The 21116-nt window shown below is 62.5% G+C and carries 17 protein-coding genes; 4 read left to right on the top strand and 13 right to left on the bottom strand.

The features are described from left to right. Positions 1-61 precede the first annotated feature (61 nt). From NA637_RS05110 to NA637_RS05095, 4 genes are all read left to right on the top strand, one after another. Positions 62-370: a sarcosine oxidase subunit delta gene (locus NA637_RS05110; protein ID WP_256071256.1), complete on the top strand. Its 309-nt coding sequence runs from the start codon at positions 62-64 to the stop codon at positions 368-370. After that, positions 367-3270 carry an FAD-dependent oxidoreductase gene (locus NA637_RS05105; protein ID WP_256071255.1) on the top strand — a complete coding sequence of 968 codons (2904 nt, stop codon included), beginning with the start codon at positions 367-369 and terminating at the stop codon, positions 3268-3270. Before NA637_RS05110 ends, NA637_RS05105 begins: the two co-directional genes overlap by 4 nt. A 2-nt stretch (positions 3271-3272) precedes the next feature. After that, positions 3273-3953: a sarcosine oxidase subunit gamma gene (locus NA637_RS05100; protein WP_256071254.1), complete on the top strand. Its 681-nt coding sequence runs from the start codon at positions 3273-3275 to the stop codon at positions 3951-3953. Positions 3954-4074: 121 nt separating this feature from the next. Continuing rightward, entirely contained in the window at positions 4075-4857 is a 783-nt protein-coding gene (locus NA637_RS05095) for an IclR family transcriptional regulator (protein ID WP_256071253.1), read from the top strand. Positions 4858-4941: 84 nt separating this feature from the next. Here the strand turns inward: NA637_RS05095 and NA637_RS05090 are convergent, their stop codons facing one another. From NA637_RS05090 to uppS, 13 genes are all read right to left on the bottom strand, one after another. After that, positions 4942-5892, bottom strand: coding sequence for an acetyl-CoA carboxylase carboxyltransferase subunit alpha (locus tag NA637_RS05090; protein WP_256071252.1), 951 nt, complete (start codon positions 5890-5892; stop codon positions 4942-4944). A gap of 187 nt (positions 5893-6079) precedes the next feature. Then, positions 6080-9601 (bottom strand): DNA polymerase III subunit alpha, encoded by a 3522-nt coding sequence (gene dnaE, locus NA637_RS05085; protein ID WP_256071251.1) that lies wholly within the window; start codon positions 9599-9601, stop codon positions 6080-6082. A 136-nt stretch (positions 9602-9737) separates the two neighbouring features. Next, positions 9738-10397 (bottom strand): ribonuclease HII, encoded by a 660-nt coding sequence (gene rnhB / locus NA637_RS05080; protein WP_256071250.1) that lies wholly within the window; start codon positions 10395-10397, stop codon positions 9738-9740. Continuing rightward, positions 10397-11530, bottom strand: coding sequence for a lipid-A-disaccharide synthase (gene lpxB, locus NA637_RS05075; RefSeq protein WP_256071249.1), 1134 nt, complete (start codon positions 11528-11530; stop codon positions 10397-10399). The genes rnhB and lpxB overlap by 1 nt, the downstream gene beginning before the upstream one ends. A 1-nt stretch (position 11531) precedes the next feature. Next, positions 11532-12308 (bottom strand): acyl-ACP--UDP-N-acetylglucosamine O-acyltransferase, encoded by a 777-nt coding sequence (lpxA, locus tag NA637_RS05070; protein WP_256071248.1) that lies wholly within the window; start codon positions 12306-12308, stop codon positions 11532-11534. Continuing rightward, complete coding sequence (fabZ, locus tag NA637_RS05065) at positions 12305-12745, bottom strand: 3-hydroxyacyl-ACP dehydratase FabZ (protein ID WP_256071288.1); 441 nt, start codon at positions 12743-12745, stop codon at positions 12305-12307. The genes lpxA and fabZ overlap by 4 nt, the downstream gene beginning before the upstream one ends. A gap of 115 nt (positions 12746-12860) precedes the next feature. Beyond that, entirely contained in the window at positions 12861-13919 is a 1059-nt protein-coding gene (lpxD, locus tag NA637_RS05060; protein WP_256071247.1) for a UDP-3-O-(3-hydroxymyristoyl)glucosamine N-acyltransferase, read from the bottom strand. Next, a complete protein-coding gene (locus NA637_RS05055) occupies positions 13919-14422 on the bottom strand; it encodes an OmpH family outer membrane protein (protein WP_256071246.1) in 504 nt (167 codons plus the stop codon). The genes lpxD and NA637_RS05055 overlap by 1 nt, the downstream gene beginning before the upstream one ends. A gap of 47 nt (positions 14423-14469) precedes the next feature. Next, positions 14470-16833 (bottom strand): outer membrane protein assembly factor BamA, encoded by a 2364-nt coding sequence (gene bamA, locus NA637_RS05050; protein ID WP_256071245.1) that lies wholly within the window; start codon positions 16831-16833, stop codon positions 14470-14472. Positions 16834-16902: 69 nt separating this feature from the next. Beyond that, complete coding sequence (gene rseP / locus NA637_RS05045; RefSeq protein ID WP_256071244.1) at positions 16903-18252, bottom strand: RIP metalloprotease RseP; 1350 nt, start codon at positions 18250-18252, stop codon at positions 16903-16905. A gap of 85 nt (positions 18253-18337) precedes the next feature. Next, positions 18338-19528: a 1-deoxy-D-xylulose-5-phosphate reductoisomerase gene (gene ispC / locus NA637_RS05040; protein WP_256071243.1), complete on the bottom strand. Its 1191-nt coding sequence runs from the start codon at positions 19526-19528 to the stop codon at positions 18338-18340. Further along, positions 19525-20340: a phosphatidate cytidylyltransferase gene (locus NA637_RS05035; RefSeq protein ID WP_256071242.1), complete on the bottom strand. Its 816-nt coding sequence runs from the start codon at positions 20338-20340 to the stop codon at positions 19525-19527. Before NA637_RS05035 ends, ispC begins: the two co-directional genes overlap by 4 nt. After that, positions 20334-21095, bottom strand: coding sequence for a polyprenyl diphosphate synthase (gene uppS / locus NA637_RS05030; protein ID WP_256071241.1), 762 nt, complete (start codon positions 21093-21095; stop codon positions 20334-20336). Before uppS ends, NA637_RS05035 begins: the two co-directional genes overlap by 7 nt. Between the last annotated feature and the right edge of the window lie 21 nt (positions 21096-21116).

Genomic DNA, 21116 nt, shown 5'->3' with positions numbered 1-21116 from the left:
CGCCAGCAAGCTGGCTCCTATGCTTACCGCTTACCCAGCCTTGCTTGCCAAGGAGTCAACCATGAAGATCATGCCCTGCCCCCTGAACGGCCCGCGCAACATCAGCGAATTCACTTACGGCGGCGAGCTCAGGCAGATGCCCGACCCGCAGGCCTGCAGCGATGCCGAGTGGGCCGATTACGTGTTCAACTGCGACAACCGCGCCGGCGTGGTGACCGAGTGGTGGCTGCACAACGCCTCCAGCTACTGGTTCCTCGCCGAGCGCCATACCGTCAGCGACGAGATCATCCGGACCTTCGACCCGAAGGAGCTCTTCGACCGCCGCGTCGACTTCGCCCAGCCGGCAGCGCGGCAGGAGGTGGTCGCATGACGGCCTTCAACCGCCTGCCCGCGCCCATGGGCCTGCTGATCGACCGCGAGCGGCCGCTGGCCTTCAGCTTCGACGGCAAGTCCTACCAGGGCCTGCAGGGCGACAGCATCGCCAGTGCGCTGCTCGCCAACGGCCGCTGGCTGATGTCGCGCTCGTTCAAGTACCACCGTCCGCGCGGGCCCCTCACCCTGGCCGGGCAGGACGCCAATACCCTGGTGCAGTTGCCCGACGAGCCCAACGCGCTGGCCGACATGCAGGCGCTCGCCGAGGGCCTCGAGGTCGGCGGGCAGAACTTCGCCGGCTCCCTGGACAGCGACCGCGATGCCCTGCTCGGGCATTTCTCGCGCTTCATGCCGGTCGGCTTCTATTACCGTTCCTTCTACAAGCCCCAAGGCATCTGGAAGGTCTGGGAACCGATCATCCGCAAGAAGGCCGGCCTCGGCGTGCTGAACCTGAAATTCCAGCCGGAGTACCACGACAAGGCCTTTCTCTTCGTCGACGTCGCGGTGGTCGGCGCCGGGCCGGCAGGGCTCAGCGCCGCGCTGCATGCCGCCAACACCGGTGCCAAGGTGCTGCTCGTCGAGCAGCAGCCCTACCTCGGCGGCGCCCTGGCCTGGGCGCGCTTCGACCTCGAAGGCGTACGCGCCGGGGCGCTGCGCGAGCGGCTGGTAGAGGCCGTGGAACGGCACCCGAACATCCGCATCCTCACGGAGGCCACCTGCAACGCCTGGTTCGTCGACAACTTCCTGCCGGTGATCCAGGGCACGCGGCTGTACAAGGTGCGCGCCAGGGAGTGCATCGTGGCCGCCGGCGCCTTCGACCAGCCGGTGGTGTTCCGCAACAACGACCTGCCCGGCATCCTGCTCACCAGCGCCGCCCAGCGACTGATGAAGCTCTACGCGGTGAAGCCGGGCAACCGTGCGGTGATCCTGACCGGCAATGACGATGGCTATCTAGCCGCACTCGACCTGCACGAGGCGGGCGTGGCCGTCGCCGCGGTCGTCGACATGCGCGCCGCCCCCGCCGATGGCCTGCTGGTCACCGCCCTGCAGACCCACGGCATCCCCCACCTGCCGGGGCATGCCGTCTACGAAGCGCTGCACGCCAAGGGCATGCGTCACGTCAGCGGCGTCGACGTGCGCCGGATCATCGGCGAGGGCCAGGTCGGCAGCGACAGCCAGCGCATCGAGTGCGACCTGCTGTGCATGTCCGCCGGTTACATGCCGGTCTACCAGTTGCTGTGCCAGGCCGGTGGCAAACTGGCCTACGATGACGCCCAGGCCGCCTTCAGCCTCAGCGACCTGCCGCAGCGGCTGGACGTCGCCGGCTCGGTGAACGGCCTGCACGCCCTGGACAACGTGCTGCTCGACGGCGCGCGGGCCGCTGGCGGCGCCACTGGGCGCCTGGGCCTGGGCGGCAGCGCGGAGGCGATCTTCGCCGCTGAGCCGAGGGTCAATTTCGACTGGCCGATCTTCCCCCATCCGGACGGCAAGGATTTCGTCGACTTCGACGAGGACCTGCAGGTGCGCGACATCGTCAACGCCACCCGCCACGGTTATCGCGACGTGCAACTGGTCAAGCGCTTCTCCACCGTCGGCATGGGCCCGTCCCAGGGCCGCCATTCGGCGCTGCCCACCGCCCGCCTGGTGGCCAGGGCCACCGGCCGCAGCGTCAGCGAGACCGGGGTGACCACCGCGCGGCCGCCATTCGTCGCGGAAAAGCTCGCCCACGTCGCCGGGCGCGGCTTCGACCCCTACCGGCAGACACCCATGCACCAGCGGCACCTGGAAGCCGGCGCGAAGATGATGCCCGCCGGCGTCTGGCAGCGCCCGGCCTACTATGGCAAGGCCGAGGACCGCGAGCGCTGCATGCAGGAAGAAGCGCTGCACGTGCGGCAGAAGGTCGGCCTGATCGACGTCGCCACCCTCGGCGGCCTCGACGTGCGCGGCCCGGACGCCGCCGAGCTGCTCGAACGCCTCTACACCTTCGCCTTCGCCAAGCAGCCGGTGGGCCGCTCGCGCTACGCGCTGATGACCAACGAACACGGCGTGGTGATCGACGACGGCGTCTGCGCGCGCTTCGCGCCGAACCACTTCTACGTCACCGCCACCACCAGCGGGGTCGATCGCCTCTACCAGCAGATGCTCAAGTGGAACGCGCAGTGGCGCCTGGACGTCGACGTCACCAACGTCACCGCCGCGCTGGCCGCGGTCAATCTGGCCGGGCCGGACTCACGCAAGGTGCTGGCTAGGCTGTGCAGCGACGTCGATCTCTCGGCCGAGGGCTTCCCCTATCTCGGCGTGCGCCAGGGCACGGTGGCCGGTATTCCGGCGCGGCTGCTGCGGGTCGGTTTCGTCGGCGAGCTGGGCTACGAGATCCATATCCCTGCGCGCTACGGCGAGGCGCTGTGGGATGCGCTGATGCAGGCCGGACGCGCCCTCGACATCCGCCCCTTCGGCGTCGAGAGTCAGCGCCTGCTGCGCCTGGAAAAGGGCCACGTGATCATCGGCCAGGACACCGACGGCATGACCCATCCCGCCGAAATCGACATGGGCTGGACCATCGCCCGCAGCAAGCCGTTCTTCGTCGGCAAGCGCTCGGTGCAGATCCTCGAAGCCCAGCCGCTCAAACGCAAGCTGGTCGGCTTCAGCCTGCCCAAGGATTCGAGCAAACCGCTGGAAGGCCACCTGGTGCTCGACGGCGATGCCATCAGTGGCAGCGTCACCTCCTGCGAATACTCGCGCACCCTCGACCAGATCATCGGCCTGGCCTACGTGGCCAGCGAGCAGAGCAGCCCGGGCAGCCACATCCCGATCCGGGTCGAGGGCGGCGAAGTGGTGCAGGCCACGGTGGTCGACCTGCCCTTCTTCGACCCGCACAACCAACGCCAGGAGCTGTGAGCATGGCCACTTTGCAAGCACAAGACTTCAGCGAGCGCAGCCCGCTGTACCCCCGCCACGCCGGTGCCCGGCTCGGCCAGCTGGGCCATGCCGCCGTGGTCGCCGGCCATGGCGACGGCGACGAGCGCGCGCAGCTGCAACGCTGCGCGCTGATCGACCTGAGCAACCTGGCGCGGGTCGGCTTTCGCGGCAACGCCGCGGCCGAATACCTGCGCGCCAGAAGCTATCGCCTGCCGGACCGGCCGAACCAGGCGCAGCCACAGGAGGATGGCTGCCTGGTCGCCCGCCTGTCGCACAGCGAATACCTGCTGCTCGGCAGCCTGCGCGACGCGGGCGGCCGCATCCAGCAGGAAGAGGCCGTCTGGCGGCTCGGCGACGGCGCCAACTATCTGCTGCCGCGCCAGGACAGCCACGCCTGGCTGCTGCTGACCGGCGAACACGTCAGTGCGGTGATGGCCAAGCTCTGCGGCGTCGACCTGCGTGCCGAGGCCTTCCCGCCCGGCTCGGTGGCGCAGACCTCGGCGGCGCGGATCAACGTCATCGTCATCAGCGCGCCCCTGGGCGAGCTGCCGTGCCTGCAGTTGCTCTGCGACCGGGCGTCGGCCAGCTATTTCTGGGACGCGCTGCTCGACGCCATGGCCGAGTTCGACGGCCGGCCGGCGGGTATCGATGCCCTGCTCTGAGCCGGCCACGGGCCAGCTTCGAGCTTCGAGCTTCAAGCAAAGGCACTACGCAACAGTTGCTTCTAACTAACTAGCAGCTTGAAGCTTGCCGCTTGAAGCTGTTCTTTCCCGGAGAGCGCCGATGAACCAGCATGACGAAACAGCGGAGCGCGACACCGACTACCGGGTCCCCGCCCTGCAGCGGGGCCTGAGCATCCTGCAGATGTTCGGCGCCCGCCAGCGCACCCTCGGCAGCCAGGAGATCGCCGAGCGCCTCGGCGTCAGCGTGTCGGCGATCTATCGCATCGTGCATACGTTGAACGAGATGGGCTACCTGCGCAAGGTCGCCAAGAACACCTACGAACTGGGGCCGCAGGTGGTCTCCGACGGCTTCGCCTACCTGGCCAGCCGCGACCTGGTGGACATCGCCCAGCCCCACCTCAACGCCCTGCGCGACCGCACCTCGCTGTCCTGCCACCTGAGCATCCGCGAGCAGACCGACAGCCTCTATATCTACCGGGCCTTCGCCGCCCAGCGGCTGTCGGTGAACATCCCCATTGGCACGCGCATCCCCTGCCACTGCACCGCCATGGGGCGTATCCTGCTGACCGGCCTGTCACCGATGGCGCTGGACAGCCTCTACCTGCACGTGCGCCTCGACGACTATCCGCCGCCGGCGCCGAAGACGCTGCCGGAGCTGCAGCAGACCATCGAGGAAGACCGCGGGCGTGGCTGGGTACTGCACCGCTCCGATTATTCCACGGCCATCGCCTGCGGCATCCGTAACCACCTCGCTGACGTGGTCGCGGCCATCAACCTCTCCGGTCCCGAGGCGGTCATGGACAGTCCGCAGGCCCAGGAACGCTTTCTGCATGAGTTGCAGCACACCGCACAGGCGATTTCCCGGGAGTTGGGCGCAGCATGACGCAGCATTCGAAAACCGCCACATCGAGCATCCGCTGCGCGGGCGAAGACGTTTAGCCCCGCTTGCCGCTCCCGCAGCGAGCGATCAGGCGATGCCGTAGCTCATCAGGCGCTCATAGCGACGTGCCAGCAGCGCGCCGGTGTCCAGCGACTTGAGCATGTGCAACTGGCTGTTCAGCTGCTCGCGCATGGCGGCGGCCATGACGGCCGGGTTGCGGTGCGCGCCGCCCAGCGGCTCGGGGATCACCTTGTCGACGATGCCCAGGTCCTTCAGACGCTCGGCGGTGATGCCCATGGCTTCGGCGGCTTCCGGCGCCTTCTCGGCGGTACGCCAGAGGATCGAGGCGCAGCCTTCCGGCGAGATCACCGCGTAGGTGGAATACTGCAGCATGTTCAACTGGTCGCAGACACCGATGGCCAGCGCCCCGCCGGAACCACCCTCGCCGATCACGGTGGCGATGATCGGCGTCTTCAGCCGCGCCATCACCCGCAGGTTCCAGGCGATCGCTTCGCTCTGGTTGCGCTCCTCGGCATCAATGCCCGGGTAGGCGCCGGGGGTATCGATGAAGGTCAGGATCGGCATTCTGAAGCGTTCGGCCATCTCCATCAGGCGGCAAGCCTTGCGGTAGCCCTCGGGGCGCGGCATGCCGAAGTTGCGGCGGACCTTCTCGCGCACCTCGCGGCCCTTCTGGTGACCGATGATCATCACCGGCTGACCGTCCAGGCGGGCAGTACCGCCGACGATAGCCGCGTCATCGGAGAAGTGGCGGTCACCGTGCAGTTCTTCGAACTCGCTGAACAGGTGATTGATGTAATCCAGCGTGTAGGGCCGCTGCGGGTGGCGGGCCAGGCGGGCGATCTGCCAGCTGGTCAGGTTGCCGAAGATGCTTTCGGTGAGCGATTCGCTCTTGTCCTGCAGGCGGGCAATCTCATCGCCGATGTTCAGCGAGTTGTCGTTACCGACCAGGCGCAATTCTTCGATCTTGGCTTGCAGGTCGGCGATCGGCTGTTCGAAATCCAGGAAATTCGGGTTCATAGGCATCCGTCATGCGTCGACGGCCAGGCGGCCGGGAGGCTGTTCCGTTTTTTGCGCCTTACCTTACGGGAGCGGCGCATTCAGGTCGAACAAAATGTTCGCAAACATGACCCGATCCAGGACCGGGCCGGTTCAGGACGCCAAAAGGGTCTCGCACCGGCAAGGGTGCGCCACTCGGCTAGTCCTGCTATCGGTATTGCAGAAAGACGTTGTCGCGCCCGAACTGGTCACGCAGTACCTGAATCAAGTTGTCGGCCGGGTCGATTCGCCAGCTCTCGCCGAACTGCAGCAAGGCCCGCGCATCGGTGCCGGTGTATTCCAGGGTGATCGGGCAGGCGCCGCGATGACGGCCACAGACATCCGCCAGCCAGCGCACGCGATCGCCCTTGAGCGCCTCGCCCGCCACTTTGACTCGCAGGCTCTCGGCCAGCCCGGTTCGGGCTTCTTCCAAGCTCATGACCCGCTTGGCCCGCAGGCGCAAGCCTCCTGAGAAATCGTCGTTACTGACCTCGCCCTCGACCACCACCAGGGCATCGGTCTGCAACAGCGCCTGGGCGCTGGCGAAGGCTTCGGCAAACAGCGAGGCCTCGATCCGTCCCGATCGGTCATCCAGGGTGATGAAGCCCATCTTGTCGCCTTTCTTGTTCTTCATGACCCGCAAATTGACGATCAAGCCGGCAATGGTCTGCTCGCCTCGCGCGGGACGCAAATCAATGATGCGCTGACGGGCGAAGCGACGGATCTCACCCTCGTATTCATCGATCGGATGGCCGGTGAGGTATAGCCCCAGCGTGTCCTTCTCGCCTTTCAGACGCTCCTTCAAGGACAGCTCGCGGGCCTTGCGGTGGTTGGCGTAGACATCCGCCTCGGGCTCGGCGAACAGGCCGCCGAACAGGTCCATATGGCCACTGTCGAGGCTACGAGCGGTTTGCTCCGCGGCCTGGATAGCCTCTTCCATTGCCGCGAGCAGCACTGCCCGATTGCGATCGATATTGGCTTGGTAGGCTTTTGGTTCGTCCGAGAAGTACGGCCCCAGACGATCCAGTGCGCCCCCGCGGATCAGCGCTTCGAGGGTGCGTTTGTTGATACGTTTGAGATCGACACGGCTGCAGAAATCGAACAGATCCTTGAACGGCCGGCCCTCTTTGCGGCATTCGCAGATAGCGTCGACCGGGCCTTCACCGACGCCTTTGATCGCACCCAGGCCGTAAATGATTCGTCCATCGTCACTGACCGTGAACTTGAACTCCGAATTGTTCACGTCCGGGGCGTCGATGCGCAGCTTCATGCTGCGACATTCCTCGATCAGCGTGACCACCTTGTCGGTGTTGTGCATGTCCGCCGACAACACTGCAGCCATGAAGGGCGACGGGTAATGCGCCTTTAGCCAGGCGGTCTGGTAGGACACCAGGCCATAGGCAGCCGAGTGCGATTTGTTGAAGCCGTAACCGGCGAATTTTTCCACCAGATCGAAGATGTTGCCCGCCAGGTCCGCATCGATGCCGTTGTTGGCGCAGCCCTCGATGAACCCGCCGCGTTGCTTGGCCATCTCCTCGGGCTTCTTCTTGCCCATGGCGCGGCGCAGCATGTCCGCCTGGCCGAGCGTATAGCCGCCCATCACCTGAGCGATCTGCATCACCTGTTCCTGGTACAGGATGATGCCGTAAGTGGGCGCCAGTACGGGCTTGAGCCCTTCATACTGATAGTCCGAGTGCGGATAGGAAATTTCCGCTCGACCGTGTTTGCGGTTGATGAAGTCATCGACCATACCCGACTGCAGCGGGCCGGGACGGAACAGCGCAACCAGCGCAATCAGGTCTTCCAGGCAGTCGGGCTTGAGCTTCTTGATCAGCTCTTTCATGCCCCGCGATTCAAGCTGGAACACCGCCGTGGTCTCGGCTTTTTGCAGCAGCGAGAACGTCGGCTTGTCATCCAGCGGAATGAAGTCGATGTTCAGCGGAGCCAGGCCCTTCTTGGCCTGCTCCCGGTTGATCGTCTCCATCGCCCATTTGATGATGGTCAGCGTCCGCAGGCCGAGGAAGTCGAACTTGACCAGACCGGCCTGTTCGACGTCGTCCTTGTCGAACTGGGTGACCAGGCTGCCACCCTCGTCATCGCAGGCAATGGGCGCGAAGTCGGTGAGCTTGGTCGGCGCAATGACCACGCCCCCGGCGTGCTTGCCGGTGCCGCGGGTAATGCCTTCGAGCTTGAGCGCCATGTCCCAGATTTCCCGGGCGTCTTCGTCGACGGCCAGAAAGTCCCGCAGCGGCTCCTCCATCTCGTAGGCTTTTGCGAGGGTCATGCCGACTTCGAAGGGAATCATCTTCGACAATCGATCGGCCAGGCCATAGGACTTGCCCTGTACCCGCGCCACGTCCCGCACCACTGCCTTGGCGGCCATGGTGCCGAAAGTGATGATCTGGCTGACCGCGTTGCGGCCATACTTCTCGGCCACGTAGTCGATGACACGGTCACGGCCATCCATGCAGAAGTCGACGTCGAAGTCGGGCATGGAGACCCGCTCGGGGTTGAGGAAGCGTTCGAACAGCAGATCGTAGGCCAGCGGGTCGAGATCGGTGATCTTCTGCACGTAGGCCACCAGCGAACCGGCACCCGAGCCCCGCCCCGGCCCTACCGGAACGCCGTTGTTCTTCGCCCACTGGATGAAGTCCATGACGATCAGGAAGTAGCCCGGGAAGCCCATCTGGATGATGATGTCGAGCTCGAAATTCAGCCGGTCGACATAGACCTGCTTCTTCGCCTCGTAGTCAGGCGTGTCCTTCGGCAGCAGCACCTCGAGGCGCTCATCGAGGCCGTCGAACGAGACCTTGCGGAAGTACTCGTCCATGGTCATGCCGGCTGGCACCGGGAAATCAGGCAGGAAGTAGGTACCCAGCTGCACTTCGATGTTGCAGCGCCGGGCGATTTCGACGGTGTTCTGCAGCGCCTCGGGCAGGTCGCTGAACAGTTCCCACATTTCCTCGGGCGTCTTCAGGTACTGCTGATCGGAATAGTTGCGCGGCCGCCGCGAGTCGTCGAGGGTCCGGCTCTCACCGATGCACACACGCGTTTCGTGGGCTTCGAAATCCTCCTGCTTGAGGAAGCGCACGTCATTGGTCGCCACCAACGGGACGCCGCAGCGCTGCGCCAGTGCGACGGCGGCATGCAGGTGCTCTTCATCGTTCACCCGGCTGGTGCGCTGGACTTCCAGGTAGAACCGCTGCGGGAAGACAGCCTGCCATTCGTCCAGCAACGCCTCGGCTAGCACCTCTTCGCCGTCGAGCAGCGCACGACCGATCTCGCCTTCCTTGGCGCCGGATAGCGCGATCAGATCCTCTGCGGCAGCTTTGACCCAGTCGCGCTCGATGATGATCTGATCGTTGCGCTGGCCTTCGGTCCAGCCGCGCGAGACCAGCTCGGTCAGGTTGCGATACCCCCGGCTGTTCATCGCCAGTAACGTCAAGCGGCTGAGCGGACCATCCTCCTCGCGATTGGCCAGCCAGATATCGGCGCCACAGATCGGTTTGATTCCGGCACCCTGCGCCGCCTTGTAGAACTTGACCAGCGAGCACAGGTTGCTCTGATCCGTGACGGCCACCGCCGGCATGCCTGCACCTGCTACCGATTTGACCAGTGGCTTGACGCGCACCAGACCGTCGACCAGGGAATATTCGGTATGCAGGCGGAGATGGACGAAGGAGACGGGCATGAACGAACCTTGGACTGGCGAAACGACAAGCCGCGAATTGTACCGGAAAGCCGAAGCCGATTAAGACGGTGTTTGGCCTGTTATGGATCAGCGGAACCTACGTCTCGATAGGCTGCGAGATGCCCCGGGCGGAAATTCAGCCGAGCAGGCTGGCAGGAGCGCCGACCGTTTCGATGGTCACGCTTGCGCCCAGCGCGCCGCGTTGCTCCAGCAGGTTGCGCACTGGCGCGAAGGATCGGCGGTGGATGATGGTCGGACCGAGCCGTTGCAAGGCTTCCAGATGATTCGGCGTTGGATAACCCTTGTGTGCCGCGAGGCCGTAGCCGGGATAGCACAGATCCAGGGCACACATTTCCCGGTCACGACTGACCTTGGCCAGAATCGATGCGGCGGCGATTGCCGGCACCTGACCATCGCCCTGAATCACCGGAGCGCTGGGCACCGCGAGCTGCGGGCAGCGGTTGCCATCGATCAGCGCCAGCCGCGGCGTCACGCTCAGCCCTCTAACCGCGCGCTGCATGGCCAGCATGGTGGCGTGCAGGATGTTCAGCTGATCGATCTCGTGCACCTCGGCACGGCCGATACACCACGCCAGCGCCTTCTCGCAGATTTCATCGAACAGCGCTTCACGCCGGGCCTCGGTCAGTTTCTTCGAATCATTGAGCCCTTCGATGGGGCGTCGCGGATCCAGAATCACCGCCGCCGTGACGACAGGCCCACACAGCGGGCCGCGACCGACTTCATCGACCCCGGCGACCAACTCCTCAACCAGGTTGAAATCCAGCCCGATCTGCATCAGTTCGCCCCGACCAGTTCGAGCACCGCACTGGCGGCCTGGCTCGATGCATCACAGCGCAGGGTTCGATGGATGGCATCGAAGCCCTCGGTCTGAATATCGCCATTGTCCAGCAGGGGCGACAGCAGCTGCGCCATCGCCTCAGGAGTCGCCGCGTCCTGCAGGAGCTCCGGCACCAGAAGGCGCTGAGCCAGCAGATTGGGCAAGGCTACGTAAGGGCTTTTCACCAGGCGTTTGAGAATTCGAAACGTCAGTGGTGCAACGCTGTAGGCCACGACCATGGGCCGTTTGTAGAGCAAGGCTTCGAGCGTCGCGGTGCCGGAAGCAATCAGTACCGCATTGCAGGCGGCCAACGCCTCGTGGGAACGACCGTCGAGCAATGTCAACGGAAGGTCCCGCCCTATCAGCATCTGCTCCAGCTGCGCGCGGCGCTCGGGACTGGCGCAGGGCACCACGAAACGGATCCCCGGCCGCATCGAGCGCAGTCTGTCAGCTGCGGCCAGGAAGAGCTGACCAAGACGCCCGACCTCGCCCCCTCGACTACCGGGCATCAGCGCGACGATCAATCCGTCCTGTGGAAGATCCAGCGCAGCCCGTGCCGCGGCACGATCAGGCTCCAGCGGGATGGTGTCAGCCAGCGGGTGGCCCACAAAACGCACCGCCACCTGGTGGGCATCGTAGAACGTCGCCTCGAAGGGAAACAGCGTGAGCATCAGGTCGCAGGCGTCTCGGATTTTCAGCACGCGCTTCTGTCGCCATGCCCAGACCGACGGACTGACGTAGTGCACAGTCTTGATCCCCGCACGCCGCAGCTTAAGCGCCAGGTCCAGATTGAAATCCGGCGCGTCGATGCCAATGAACACATCGGGGCGCACGCCCAGTAACGTCTGGAGCAGACGCTTGCGGCGTCTCAGCAGCTCCGGTAGCCGACCGAGCACCTCCACCAGCCCCATCACAGCCAGGCGCTCTTGCGGGAAATAGGATTCGAGGCCCTGCGCCTCCATTCGAGGCCCACCGACACCGACGAATTCGACGTTCATGTGCTGCGCCCTGAGCGCCTGCATCAAACCCGCGCCAAGGATGTCGCCGGACGCTTCGCCAGCCACCAGCGCAACTGTCAACGGCCTGGACATATCAGCGTGTGATGCCGCGGTTCGAGGCTTGTATGGAGTTTCGGAACAGCGCTACTTCTGGGAAGGTCTGGGCATCGGCGGCGAGCACGGCGAGCGCGGCCTCGACTGTCAGCCCCTTGCGATAGACGACTTTGTAGGCGTTGCGCAACGCCAAAATGGTTTCTTCGGTGAAACCACGGCGACGCATGCCTTCGAAGTTCATACTGCGCGCCTCGGCCGGGTTGCCGAATACCGTGACGAACGCTGGAACGTCCTTGCCTATGGCGGTCCCCATGCCAGAAAAGCTGTACGCACCGATGTGGCAATACTGATGGACCAGGGTATAGCCCGACAGGATCGCCCAATCGCCCACATGCACATGGCCGGCCAGCGCCGTGTTGTTGACCAGGATGCAATGGTTGGCGATGACGCTGTCATGCCCGATATGCGCATAGGCCATGATCAGGTTGTGGTTGCCGAGCGTGGTCTCGCCTCGATCCTGCACGGTGCCTCGGTGAATGGTCACCCCCTCCCGGATCACGTTGTGGTCACCGATCACAAGGCGTGTGGGCTCGCCCTTGTATTTGAGGTCGGGCGTGTCTTCACCCACCGAAGAAAACTGGAAGATCCGATTGTGCCGGCCGATGCGGGTCGGCCCCTTGATAATCACGTGAGACGCGATCACCGTTCCCTCGTCTATTTCGACATCCGGGCCGATGATCGACCAGGGTCCGACCTGGACGTCATCCGCCAGCCGGGCCGCAGGATCGACAATGGCGCGAGGGTCGATCACATTCATATCTTCTGTTCCGCACAAATGATCTCGGCCGAGCATACCGGCTTGCCATCAACCGTAGCGCGGCAATCGAACTTCCATATCCCGCGTTTGGCGCTGCTGAAAGACGCCTCGAGAATCAGCTGATCGCCAGGCACCACCGGCTGACGAAAGCGCAGCTTGTCCGAGCCGACGAAATAGTAAAGTGTGCCGTCGGCTGGCTTCACGCCCATCATCTTGAAACCGAGCAGCCCGGCCGCTTGTGCCATCGCTTCGATAATCAAGACGCCCGGCATGATCGGGTGCTGCGGAAAATGACCATTGAAGAACGGCTCGTTTATCGTGACGTTCTTGTAGGCGCGAACACGCTTGGCTTTCGTGTCCAACTCCACCACCCGATCCACCAGCAAAAAAGGGTACCGATGTGGAAGGTATTCGCGAATCTCGTTGATATCCATCATGGGAGCGGAAAAGCCTGTTAAGAATGTGGTAGCGGCCCTGCCAAAACGGGCAGCGCAGCCATCTGGCAATCAGCCGCCAGGCAGAGAGAGGCCTGTCGACCAACAGATGAAACGGTCAGGCACCTGAAGACGCATCCCCGCTTGGGGTCACTGCGGCCAGGCTTTTTTCCACTTGCTGCAGACGACGCGCCATGTCATCGAGGTGGCGGATGCGCGCGACACTCTTGCGCCATTCGGCCGCCGGCTGCATGGCAGTCCCGGACGAGTAGCTGCCCGGCTCGGTAATCGACTTGGTGACCATGGTCATACCCGTGATGAATACGTTGTCGCAAATCTCGATATGTCCAACCAACCCGACACCACCGGCAATCATGCAGTTGCGCCCGATCTTGGTGCTTCCCGATATACCGGTACAGCCCGCGATCGCCGTGTTGTCACCAATCTGCACGTTGTGGGCAACCATGATCTGGTTGTCGAGTTTTACCCCATTGCCAATGAGCGTGTCGGTCAAGGCGCCCCGATCAATCGTAGTGTTGGCACCGATCTCCACGTCATCACCAATGCGCACACCACCCAGCTGAGCGATTTTTTCCCAATTGCCCTGTCGGTTGGCGAAACCGAAGCCTTCGCCACCGATCACCGCCCCCGGCTGGATAACGACACGCTCCCCAACGGTAACGTCGTGAGAGAGCGTCACGCGTGCAGCTAGGCGTCCGCCAGCGCCAATGCGACTACGTGCACCGATAAACGACTGAGCACCGACCACTACGTTCGGCCCGATCCAGACATCCGCCTCGATGACCACCTGGGCCGCGAGGCTCGCCGTGGGATCGATGCTGGCACTTGGATCGACAATCGCGCTCGGGTGAATGCCCGAAGGGGCATGCGGGCGGGTCTCGAACAGGTGCGATATCTGCGCGTAGGCAAGATAGGGATTGGCGACGATCAGTGCCGTACCGGCAAAATGCTCGGCATCTTTTTCCGAAAGGAGAACCGCGCCTGCGCGGGTGTCGGCAAGATGCTTGCGGTACTGAACGTTAGCGAGAAAACTGAGCTGGTCGGGGCCTGCATCCTGCAACGTCGACAAGCCCGACACCAACTTCCCGGTATCGCCCCTGAGCGTGCCTCCGAGGCGCTGGGCAAGCTCGCCGAGGGTATATGCGACACTGGCCATCAGCGCAATTGGTTCATGCGCTCGATGATCTGGCGGGTGATGTCGTACTGCGGTTTGACATCAACCAAAGCCCCGCGCTCCAGCACCAGGTCATAATTGCCTTTCTTGATCACCTCTTCCACTGCTTTGTCCAGCTTGGGCTTTAGCTGCTTGAGCATATCGCGGTCAGCCGACGCCTTGGATTCGTTGAGCTCCTTGGAAAGGAACTGGAAATCACGCGCCTTCTGCTTGAATTCCAGCTCAAGGCGCTCGCGTTCTGCCTGCTGCATCTTGTCACCGTCCTTGCCAAGGCGGTCCTGAATGCGCTTGGCGTCGCTCTCCAGGGCCTGCAGCTTGGTCAGTTGGGGACCGAACTTCTTTTCCGCGTCAACCGAGTAGCGCTTGGCAGCATCCGACTCGAGCAATGCCATCTGGTAGTTCAACACTGCAATCTTCATTTCGGCAAAAACCGGGGTAGCCACCAGAGCAGCGGCAACGACAAGCAATTGGGTCAACTTACGCACAGTTAGTACCACTCTTCAGTAATGCGCTGGAGCAGAGCTCCAGAGGGTTAAAAGGTTTGTCCCAGCGAGAACTGGAAGACCTGCGTATCTGCTTCGTCCGGCTTCACGACCGGCATCGCCAGGCTGAAGCTCAACGGGCCCATGGCCGTTATCCAGGTAACACCAACGCCGACCGAACTGGCCATGTCGCCAAAGTCGATATCGCTGCACTTGGCCGAGCCCGACGGACAATTCGTATCGTAGACGTTACCGGCGTCCCAGAATACCGAGGTGCGCAACGAGCGCTGATCCTTGACGAACGGCATCGGGAAAAGCAGCTCCATTCCGCCCTGGATCAGCACGTTACCACCATAAGGCAGCGCATCCTGATCCGGATCCCTGATGGTGCCCTCGTTTCCTGTCTCGTCCTCGCCAAGGCTCGGTGTGCTGCGCGGACCGAGACTGCTGTCTTCGAAGCCACGTACCGAGTTGAAACCACCCGCATAGTAGTGCTCGTAGAACGGCAGCCGAGAGGTCGAGCCATAGGCATCCCCATAACCCAACTGCGTGTGCAACCGCATGGTGTAGGTCTTGGTAACCGGCACGAACAGCTGGGCGTTGTAATCGAGCTTGTAGAACGACAGATCGCTGCCCGGAATGGTGGTCTCCAGCGAGACGCTTTGCGAGTGCCCGCGCGTCGCCAGCACCCCACGATTCAAGGTGGATTCCGACCAGCCCACGGAGGCTTTGAAGTTGAGGTAACTGTCGCCCTCCTCCTGCATGAAATCGAAGATCTCATCGACCGTATAGCGACCACTGTCGATGGTGTCTTGCTGGGCGGACAGACCAAACGACAACCGCGACGTCTCGCTGATCGGATAGCCGATATTCACACCGCCACCCAGACTATCGACCGAGTAGCTGGACACGTCGTAGTCCAGCTCGTCATAGTCCGTGGTTCGATAGAAGGCGTTATAACCGAGGCTGACACCGTCTTCGGTCCAGTAGGGATCGACGAACCCGAAGTTGTAACGCGTCTGGTATTCGCTGCGGGTCAACCCGAGGCTGACACGGTTACCGGTGCCCAGGAAGTTGTTCTGGCTGATCGAGCCGCCGAGAATCAGACCGGCATTCTGCGCAAATCCGACACTCGCCATGATCGAACCGGACGGCTGCTCTTCGACACTGTAGTTCACGTCGATCTGGTCGTCGGTGCCGGGCACCTGCGGGGTTTCGACGTTCACTTCCTTGAAGAAGCCCAGACGCTCGAGACGGGTTTTGGATTGATCGATCAGATAGGTCGACGCCCAGCCGCCCTCCATCTGGCGCATCTCGCGGCGCAGCACCTCGTCTTCGGTCTTGGTATTGCCGCGGAAACTGATGCGATTGACATAGGCGCGCTTGCCCGGATCGACCACGAAGGTGATCGCGACGGTATTGTCTTCGTCGTTGGTTTCCGGCACAGCGTTGACGTTGGCGAAGGTGTAACCCTCGTTACCCAGACGCCTCGTGATCAGCTCCGAGGTGGTGGTCATGACCTTGCGCGAAAAGACCTGACCTTCCTTTACCAGCAGCAGCGATTGAAGCTCCTCCTGTGGCACTTTCAGGTCGCCGCTCAGCTTGACGTCGCTGACGGTGTAACGATCGCCTTCAGCGATATTCACCGTAATGTAGACGTCCTTCTTGTCTGGCGTGATGGATACCTGGGTGGAGGTGATATCCATGTTGATGTAGCCGCGATCCAGGTAATAAGAGCGCAGCCGCTCAAGGTCACCGGAAAGCTTTTCCCGCGCGTACTTGTCGTCGTTACGGAAAAACGACAGCCAGTTGCTGGTCTTCAGCTCGAACAGGTCGGTGAGATCCTCGTCGGGAAACACAGAATTGCCGACAACATTGATGTGCTTGATCGCCGCAACGGAGCCTTCGTTAATATCTATCTTCAGCGCGACCCGGTTGCGCGGCTGCGGGACGACCTCGGTTTCGATCGTCGCCGAGTAGCGTCCCTGAGCGACGTATTGACGCTGTAGCTCGTTGCGCACGCCCTCGAGCGTGGCGCGCTGGAAGATTTCACCTTCAGCCAGGCCCGACTGCTGCAGACCGGAAAGCAAGTCTTCAGTCTTGATTGCCTTGTTGCCATCGATCTCGATGCCGGAGATCGATGGCCGCTCGACCACGTTGATCACCAGCACATCGCCCTCACGGCCGAGCTGGATATCTTCGAAAAAACCGGTGCGGAACAGCGCGCGGGTTGCATCGACCAGGCGACTGTCGTCGGCTGCCTGGCCGACGTTCAGCGGCAACGCGCCAAAGACACTGCCAGCGGAGACGCGCTGCAGACCGTTGACGCGTATATCGGAAATGGTGAAGGACTCGGCGTGAACTTCGGCAATCATCAGTGCGGAAATTACCGCAGGTAGCAGCAGACGTTTCATGAAGTCCTTTATTTTAAAACCTGACAATTGAACCTGCGCGTGGCGCGGCGCCATCAAGGTATATAGCGATTAAAGGCGGCCAAGGTCGTTGACCAGCGCAAGCAGCATCACCCCAACAACCAGGCCGATACCGATCTGTACTCCCCAGCCCTGGACCCTGTCCGACAAGGGACGTCCACGGACCCACTCGACCAGGTAGAAGAGCAGATGCCCTCCGTCCAGGACGGGGATAGGCAATAGATTGAGCACCCCAAGGCTTATGCTCAGGTAGGCGAGGAAGTTGAGGAAGTCACCCACGCCCGACTGTGCAGAAGCGCCCGCCACTTTAGCAATGGTTATCGGGCCGCTCAAGTTTTTTACCGAGAGCTCCCCGAAGAGCATTTTCTTAAGTGAATCCAGAGTCAGAACACTCATCGTCCAGGTGCGACGAAGCCCTTCCCCGACAGCTTCGACAGGACCGTGGCTGACCTGCCGCAGCATTTCAGGCGGCCATTCTCCACCCGCGACGCCGGCGCCAAGATAGCCCCGACGCTGACCTCCTTCGCCACGTTCAGCCAGCGTCAGGGGCAGCTCGATCCGCTCGCCGTTACGCTCAACCCCCAGCAAAACAGCTTGTCCGCCCAGCGGCCTAACACGGTCAATCACTTCTTGCCATTCGCTCAGCGCCTCGGCGTCAAGGCTGACCAATCGATCCCCAATCTGCACGCCAGCCGCCTGCGCCGGCCCTTCGGGATCCAGCTGAGCAACAACCGGGGCGATTTCCGGACGCCAGGGACGAATACCCAACGAGCCAATCGGGTCCGGCTCCTCGGCACCCTTAAGCCAGTCCTTCAGCTCAAGCTGCAACCGCTGCGTCTGATCGCCGTCAGCGCGCACGAGCATTTCCAGTGAGCCGCTTTCGCCAAGGCGCCTGATCAATTGCAAATTGACATCTGCCCAGCCTGCAGTTGGCCTGCCGTTAATCTGGACGATTTCCTGCCCGGCCATCAACCCCGCTCGCTCAGCAAGGCTGCCAGTCGCTACTGCGCCCACCACTGGACGTACCTGCTCGGTACCCAGCATTGCCAAGACCCAGAACAACACCAGGGCAAGCAGAAAGTTGGCCAAAGGCCCGGCCGACACAATGGCGAAGCGCTGCCTAACGGTTTTGCGGTTGAAGGCCTGTCCCAGCAGAGCGGGCGGCACGTCGCCCTCGCGTTCGTCGAGCATTTTGACGTAGCCGCCGAGGGGGATGGCGGCAAGAACGAACTCGGTACCCTGACGGTCATGCCAGCGCAACAGCGGCCGACCGAAACCTACCGAGAAGCGCAGAACCTTGACGCCGCAACGCCGAGCCACCCAGAAATGCCCGAACTCGTGGAAGGTTACCAATACACCCAGCGCCACCAGGGTACCGATGATCATGTACAGCGCGCCCATATTTCCTCTGCCTCGAAAGGTCTTTTAGAAGCCTGCGAGCCCGGTCAACACCAGAACGCTACAGCCAAGTTGGGACTTTTGATCGCTACCGATCGCGACGTTGCAACCAGTGCGAAGCGAGCCTGCGGGCCTGGGCATCGGCAGCCAGCACATCTGCCAGGCAACGCGCCGGAACCGAAGCTTCCAGATCGAGAACATGCTCGATAATACTCGCGATTTCGGTGAAGCGAATGCGACCATCGAGGAACGCATCCACGGCTACCTCGTTCGCGGCATTGAGCATCGCGGGCGCCGTTCCGCCGTTCTGCGCGGCCTGCCTGGCAATCCGAAGACAAGGAAATCTGTGCTGGTCGGGGGCCTCGAAATCCAGACGACCTACCTGCAACAGGTCCAACGCCGATACGCCTGAGTCGATTCGTTCCGGCCAGGCCAGTGCATGCGCAATCGGTGTGCGCATGTCGGGGTTACCCAGTTGCGCCAGGACCGAGCCGTCGACGTAGTCGACCATCGAGTGAATGACGCTCTGCGGGTGAATCACAACCTGCACCTGTTCCGGGCGCGCATCGAACAGCCAGCACGCCTCGATGAGCTCAAGCCCCTTGTTCATCATGCTCGCTGAATCAACGGAGATCTTGCGACCCATGGACCAGTTGGGGTGGGCACAGGCCTGGTCGGCAGATACGGCAGACAACTGATCCAGAGGTAACTGCCGGAAAGGCCCACCGGACGCGGTAAGCAGAATTCGCCTGACGCCGACATGCGCCAACCCCTGCGCGTAGTTGCCAGGCAAACACTGGAAGATGGCGTTGTGCTCGCTATCGATGGGCAGCAGCACTGCCTCGCTGTCACGCAGCGCCTGCATGAACAACGCGCCGGACATGACCAGCGCCTCCTTGTTCGCTAACAACACCCGCTTGCTGGCCTGAACGGCCGCCAACGTCGGACGCAACCCCGCGGCCCCGACAATTGCCGCCATGACCACGTCGACCTCGGGATGCGCTGCAACTTCGCTTAGACCACCCTCACCCACGAGCACGCGCGTTTTGACGCCGTCACTGTCGAGCTGCCCCTGCAACACACGAGCCCGGTCACTATCGGCCACCACCGCATAACGCGGCCGATGCAGTCGGCACAGCTCCCGTAACTCGGCGATGCGACTGAACGCAGTGAGCGCAAAGGCTTGGTAGCGCTCGGGATGACGCGCAATCACATCCAGCGTGCTCAGGCCGATGGAGCCGGTCGCACCAAGGACCGTTACCTGCAAGGGTTTGCTCACCAGGTACCCCAGCCGGCCAGCCACAGAAGCACCGTGAACACGGGTACCGCAGCGGTCAAGCTGTCGATACGATCCATCACACCGCCATGCCCTGGAAGCAGCTGACTGCTGTCTTTAATACCCGAGCTGCGCTTGAACATGCTCTCGGTCAAATCGCCAACGACGGAAATGACCACCACCAGAGCTGCACCTAACAGAGCCAGCGCCAGCTCACGCGCAGACCAGGACTGATAAAGCCCAACAAACAATGTAATCAGCAGGCTGGTCACCAAGCCGCCAATCATCCCCTCCCAACTCTTGCCTGGGCTGACCTGCGGAGCGAGCTTGCGACGGCCAAAGGTCTTGCCTGCCGCATAGGCACCAATGTCAGCCCCCCACACCAGGACCATCACTGCAACGATAAGCCAATTGCCCTGTGGCCATTGCTTGAGCAAAACCAGGCCCTGCCAGGCGGGCAATAGAATCAACAATCCGATAATCAGACTGCCAACAGATCCACCCCAGTGTCGCTGACTTCGAGGATAACTGACGACGAGCGCCGTGGCAGTCAGCCACCAGACCACGCTGAGCGCAAGCAACCAGGGCGCCAATGACGGAACCAAATAGAGCCCAGAGAGCAGCAAGGCGACCATTAAGGCGTAAACAACCCGGACCGGCTGAGCCTCAAAGCCCGCCAGACGCGCCCATTCCCACGCACCCAGAACCACCACGACGCCAATGAACAGGGCGAATGAGAGTCCTTCAAGAAGGAAAAAGCCGATCAGTGCTATCGGCAGCAGAACGGCTGCGGTGATGACGCGTTGTTTCAACATTCTGCCCGGACCTCTGTCTCGACCTGGTCACCGGTCTTGCCGAAACGTCGCTGGCGCTTGGCGAAATCGGCCAATGCCGTACGCATTGCATCGTGCTTGAAATCGGGCCAGAACAGGTCCGAGAAATACAGTTCGGCATAAGCCAACTGCCATAACAGGAAATTGCTGATGCGTCGCTCACCGCCGGTGCGAATACAGAGATCCGGCAGAGGCATGTCGCCAGTTGCCAGATAGCGCTGAAAAAGGGCAGGAGTCACTTCATCTGGATTGAGTCGACCTTCCTGCGCTTCGCGGGCCAACCGTTGTGCGGCCTGGAGAATGTCCCACTGTCCGCCGTAATTGGCGGCGACCTGAAGCACGAAACGGCCGGAGCCCGCGGTCATTTCCTCGGCGTCGAGCATCGCCGCCTGCAGCTCCGGGTGAAAGCGTGACCGATCGCCAATGATTCGCAAGCTGATGCCATTTTCGTTGAGCTTGCGTGCTTCTCGGCGTAGAGCGCTCAGGAAAAGCTCCATGAGGGCACCCACCTCCTCGGCCGGCCTTTGCCAGTTCTCGCTGGAAAAGGCGAACAGCGTCAGCACCTCGACGCCCGCCTCGGCGCACACTTCTATAACGGCCCGCACCGCATCGACGCCCGCCTTGTGCCCGGCCACGCCCGGCAAGAGACGCCGCTTTGCCCAACGATTGTTACCATCCATGATGATTGCGACATGACGGGGTACATTCCGCCCGGCAATCTGCCTGACCTTATCCATCAAACGACTCTACCTGCGCTC

Source organism: Stutzerimonas stutzeri, assembly GCF_024448935.1.
GTDB classification, from domain to species: Bacteria; Pseudomonadota; Gammaproteobacteria; order Pseudomonadales; family Pseudomonadaceae; genus Stutzerimonas; species Stutzerimonas stutzeri_AO.
This window is presented reverse-complemented; position numbering and strand designations above follow the sequence as displayed.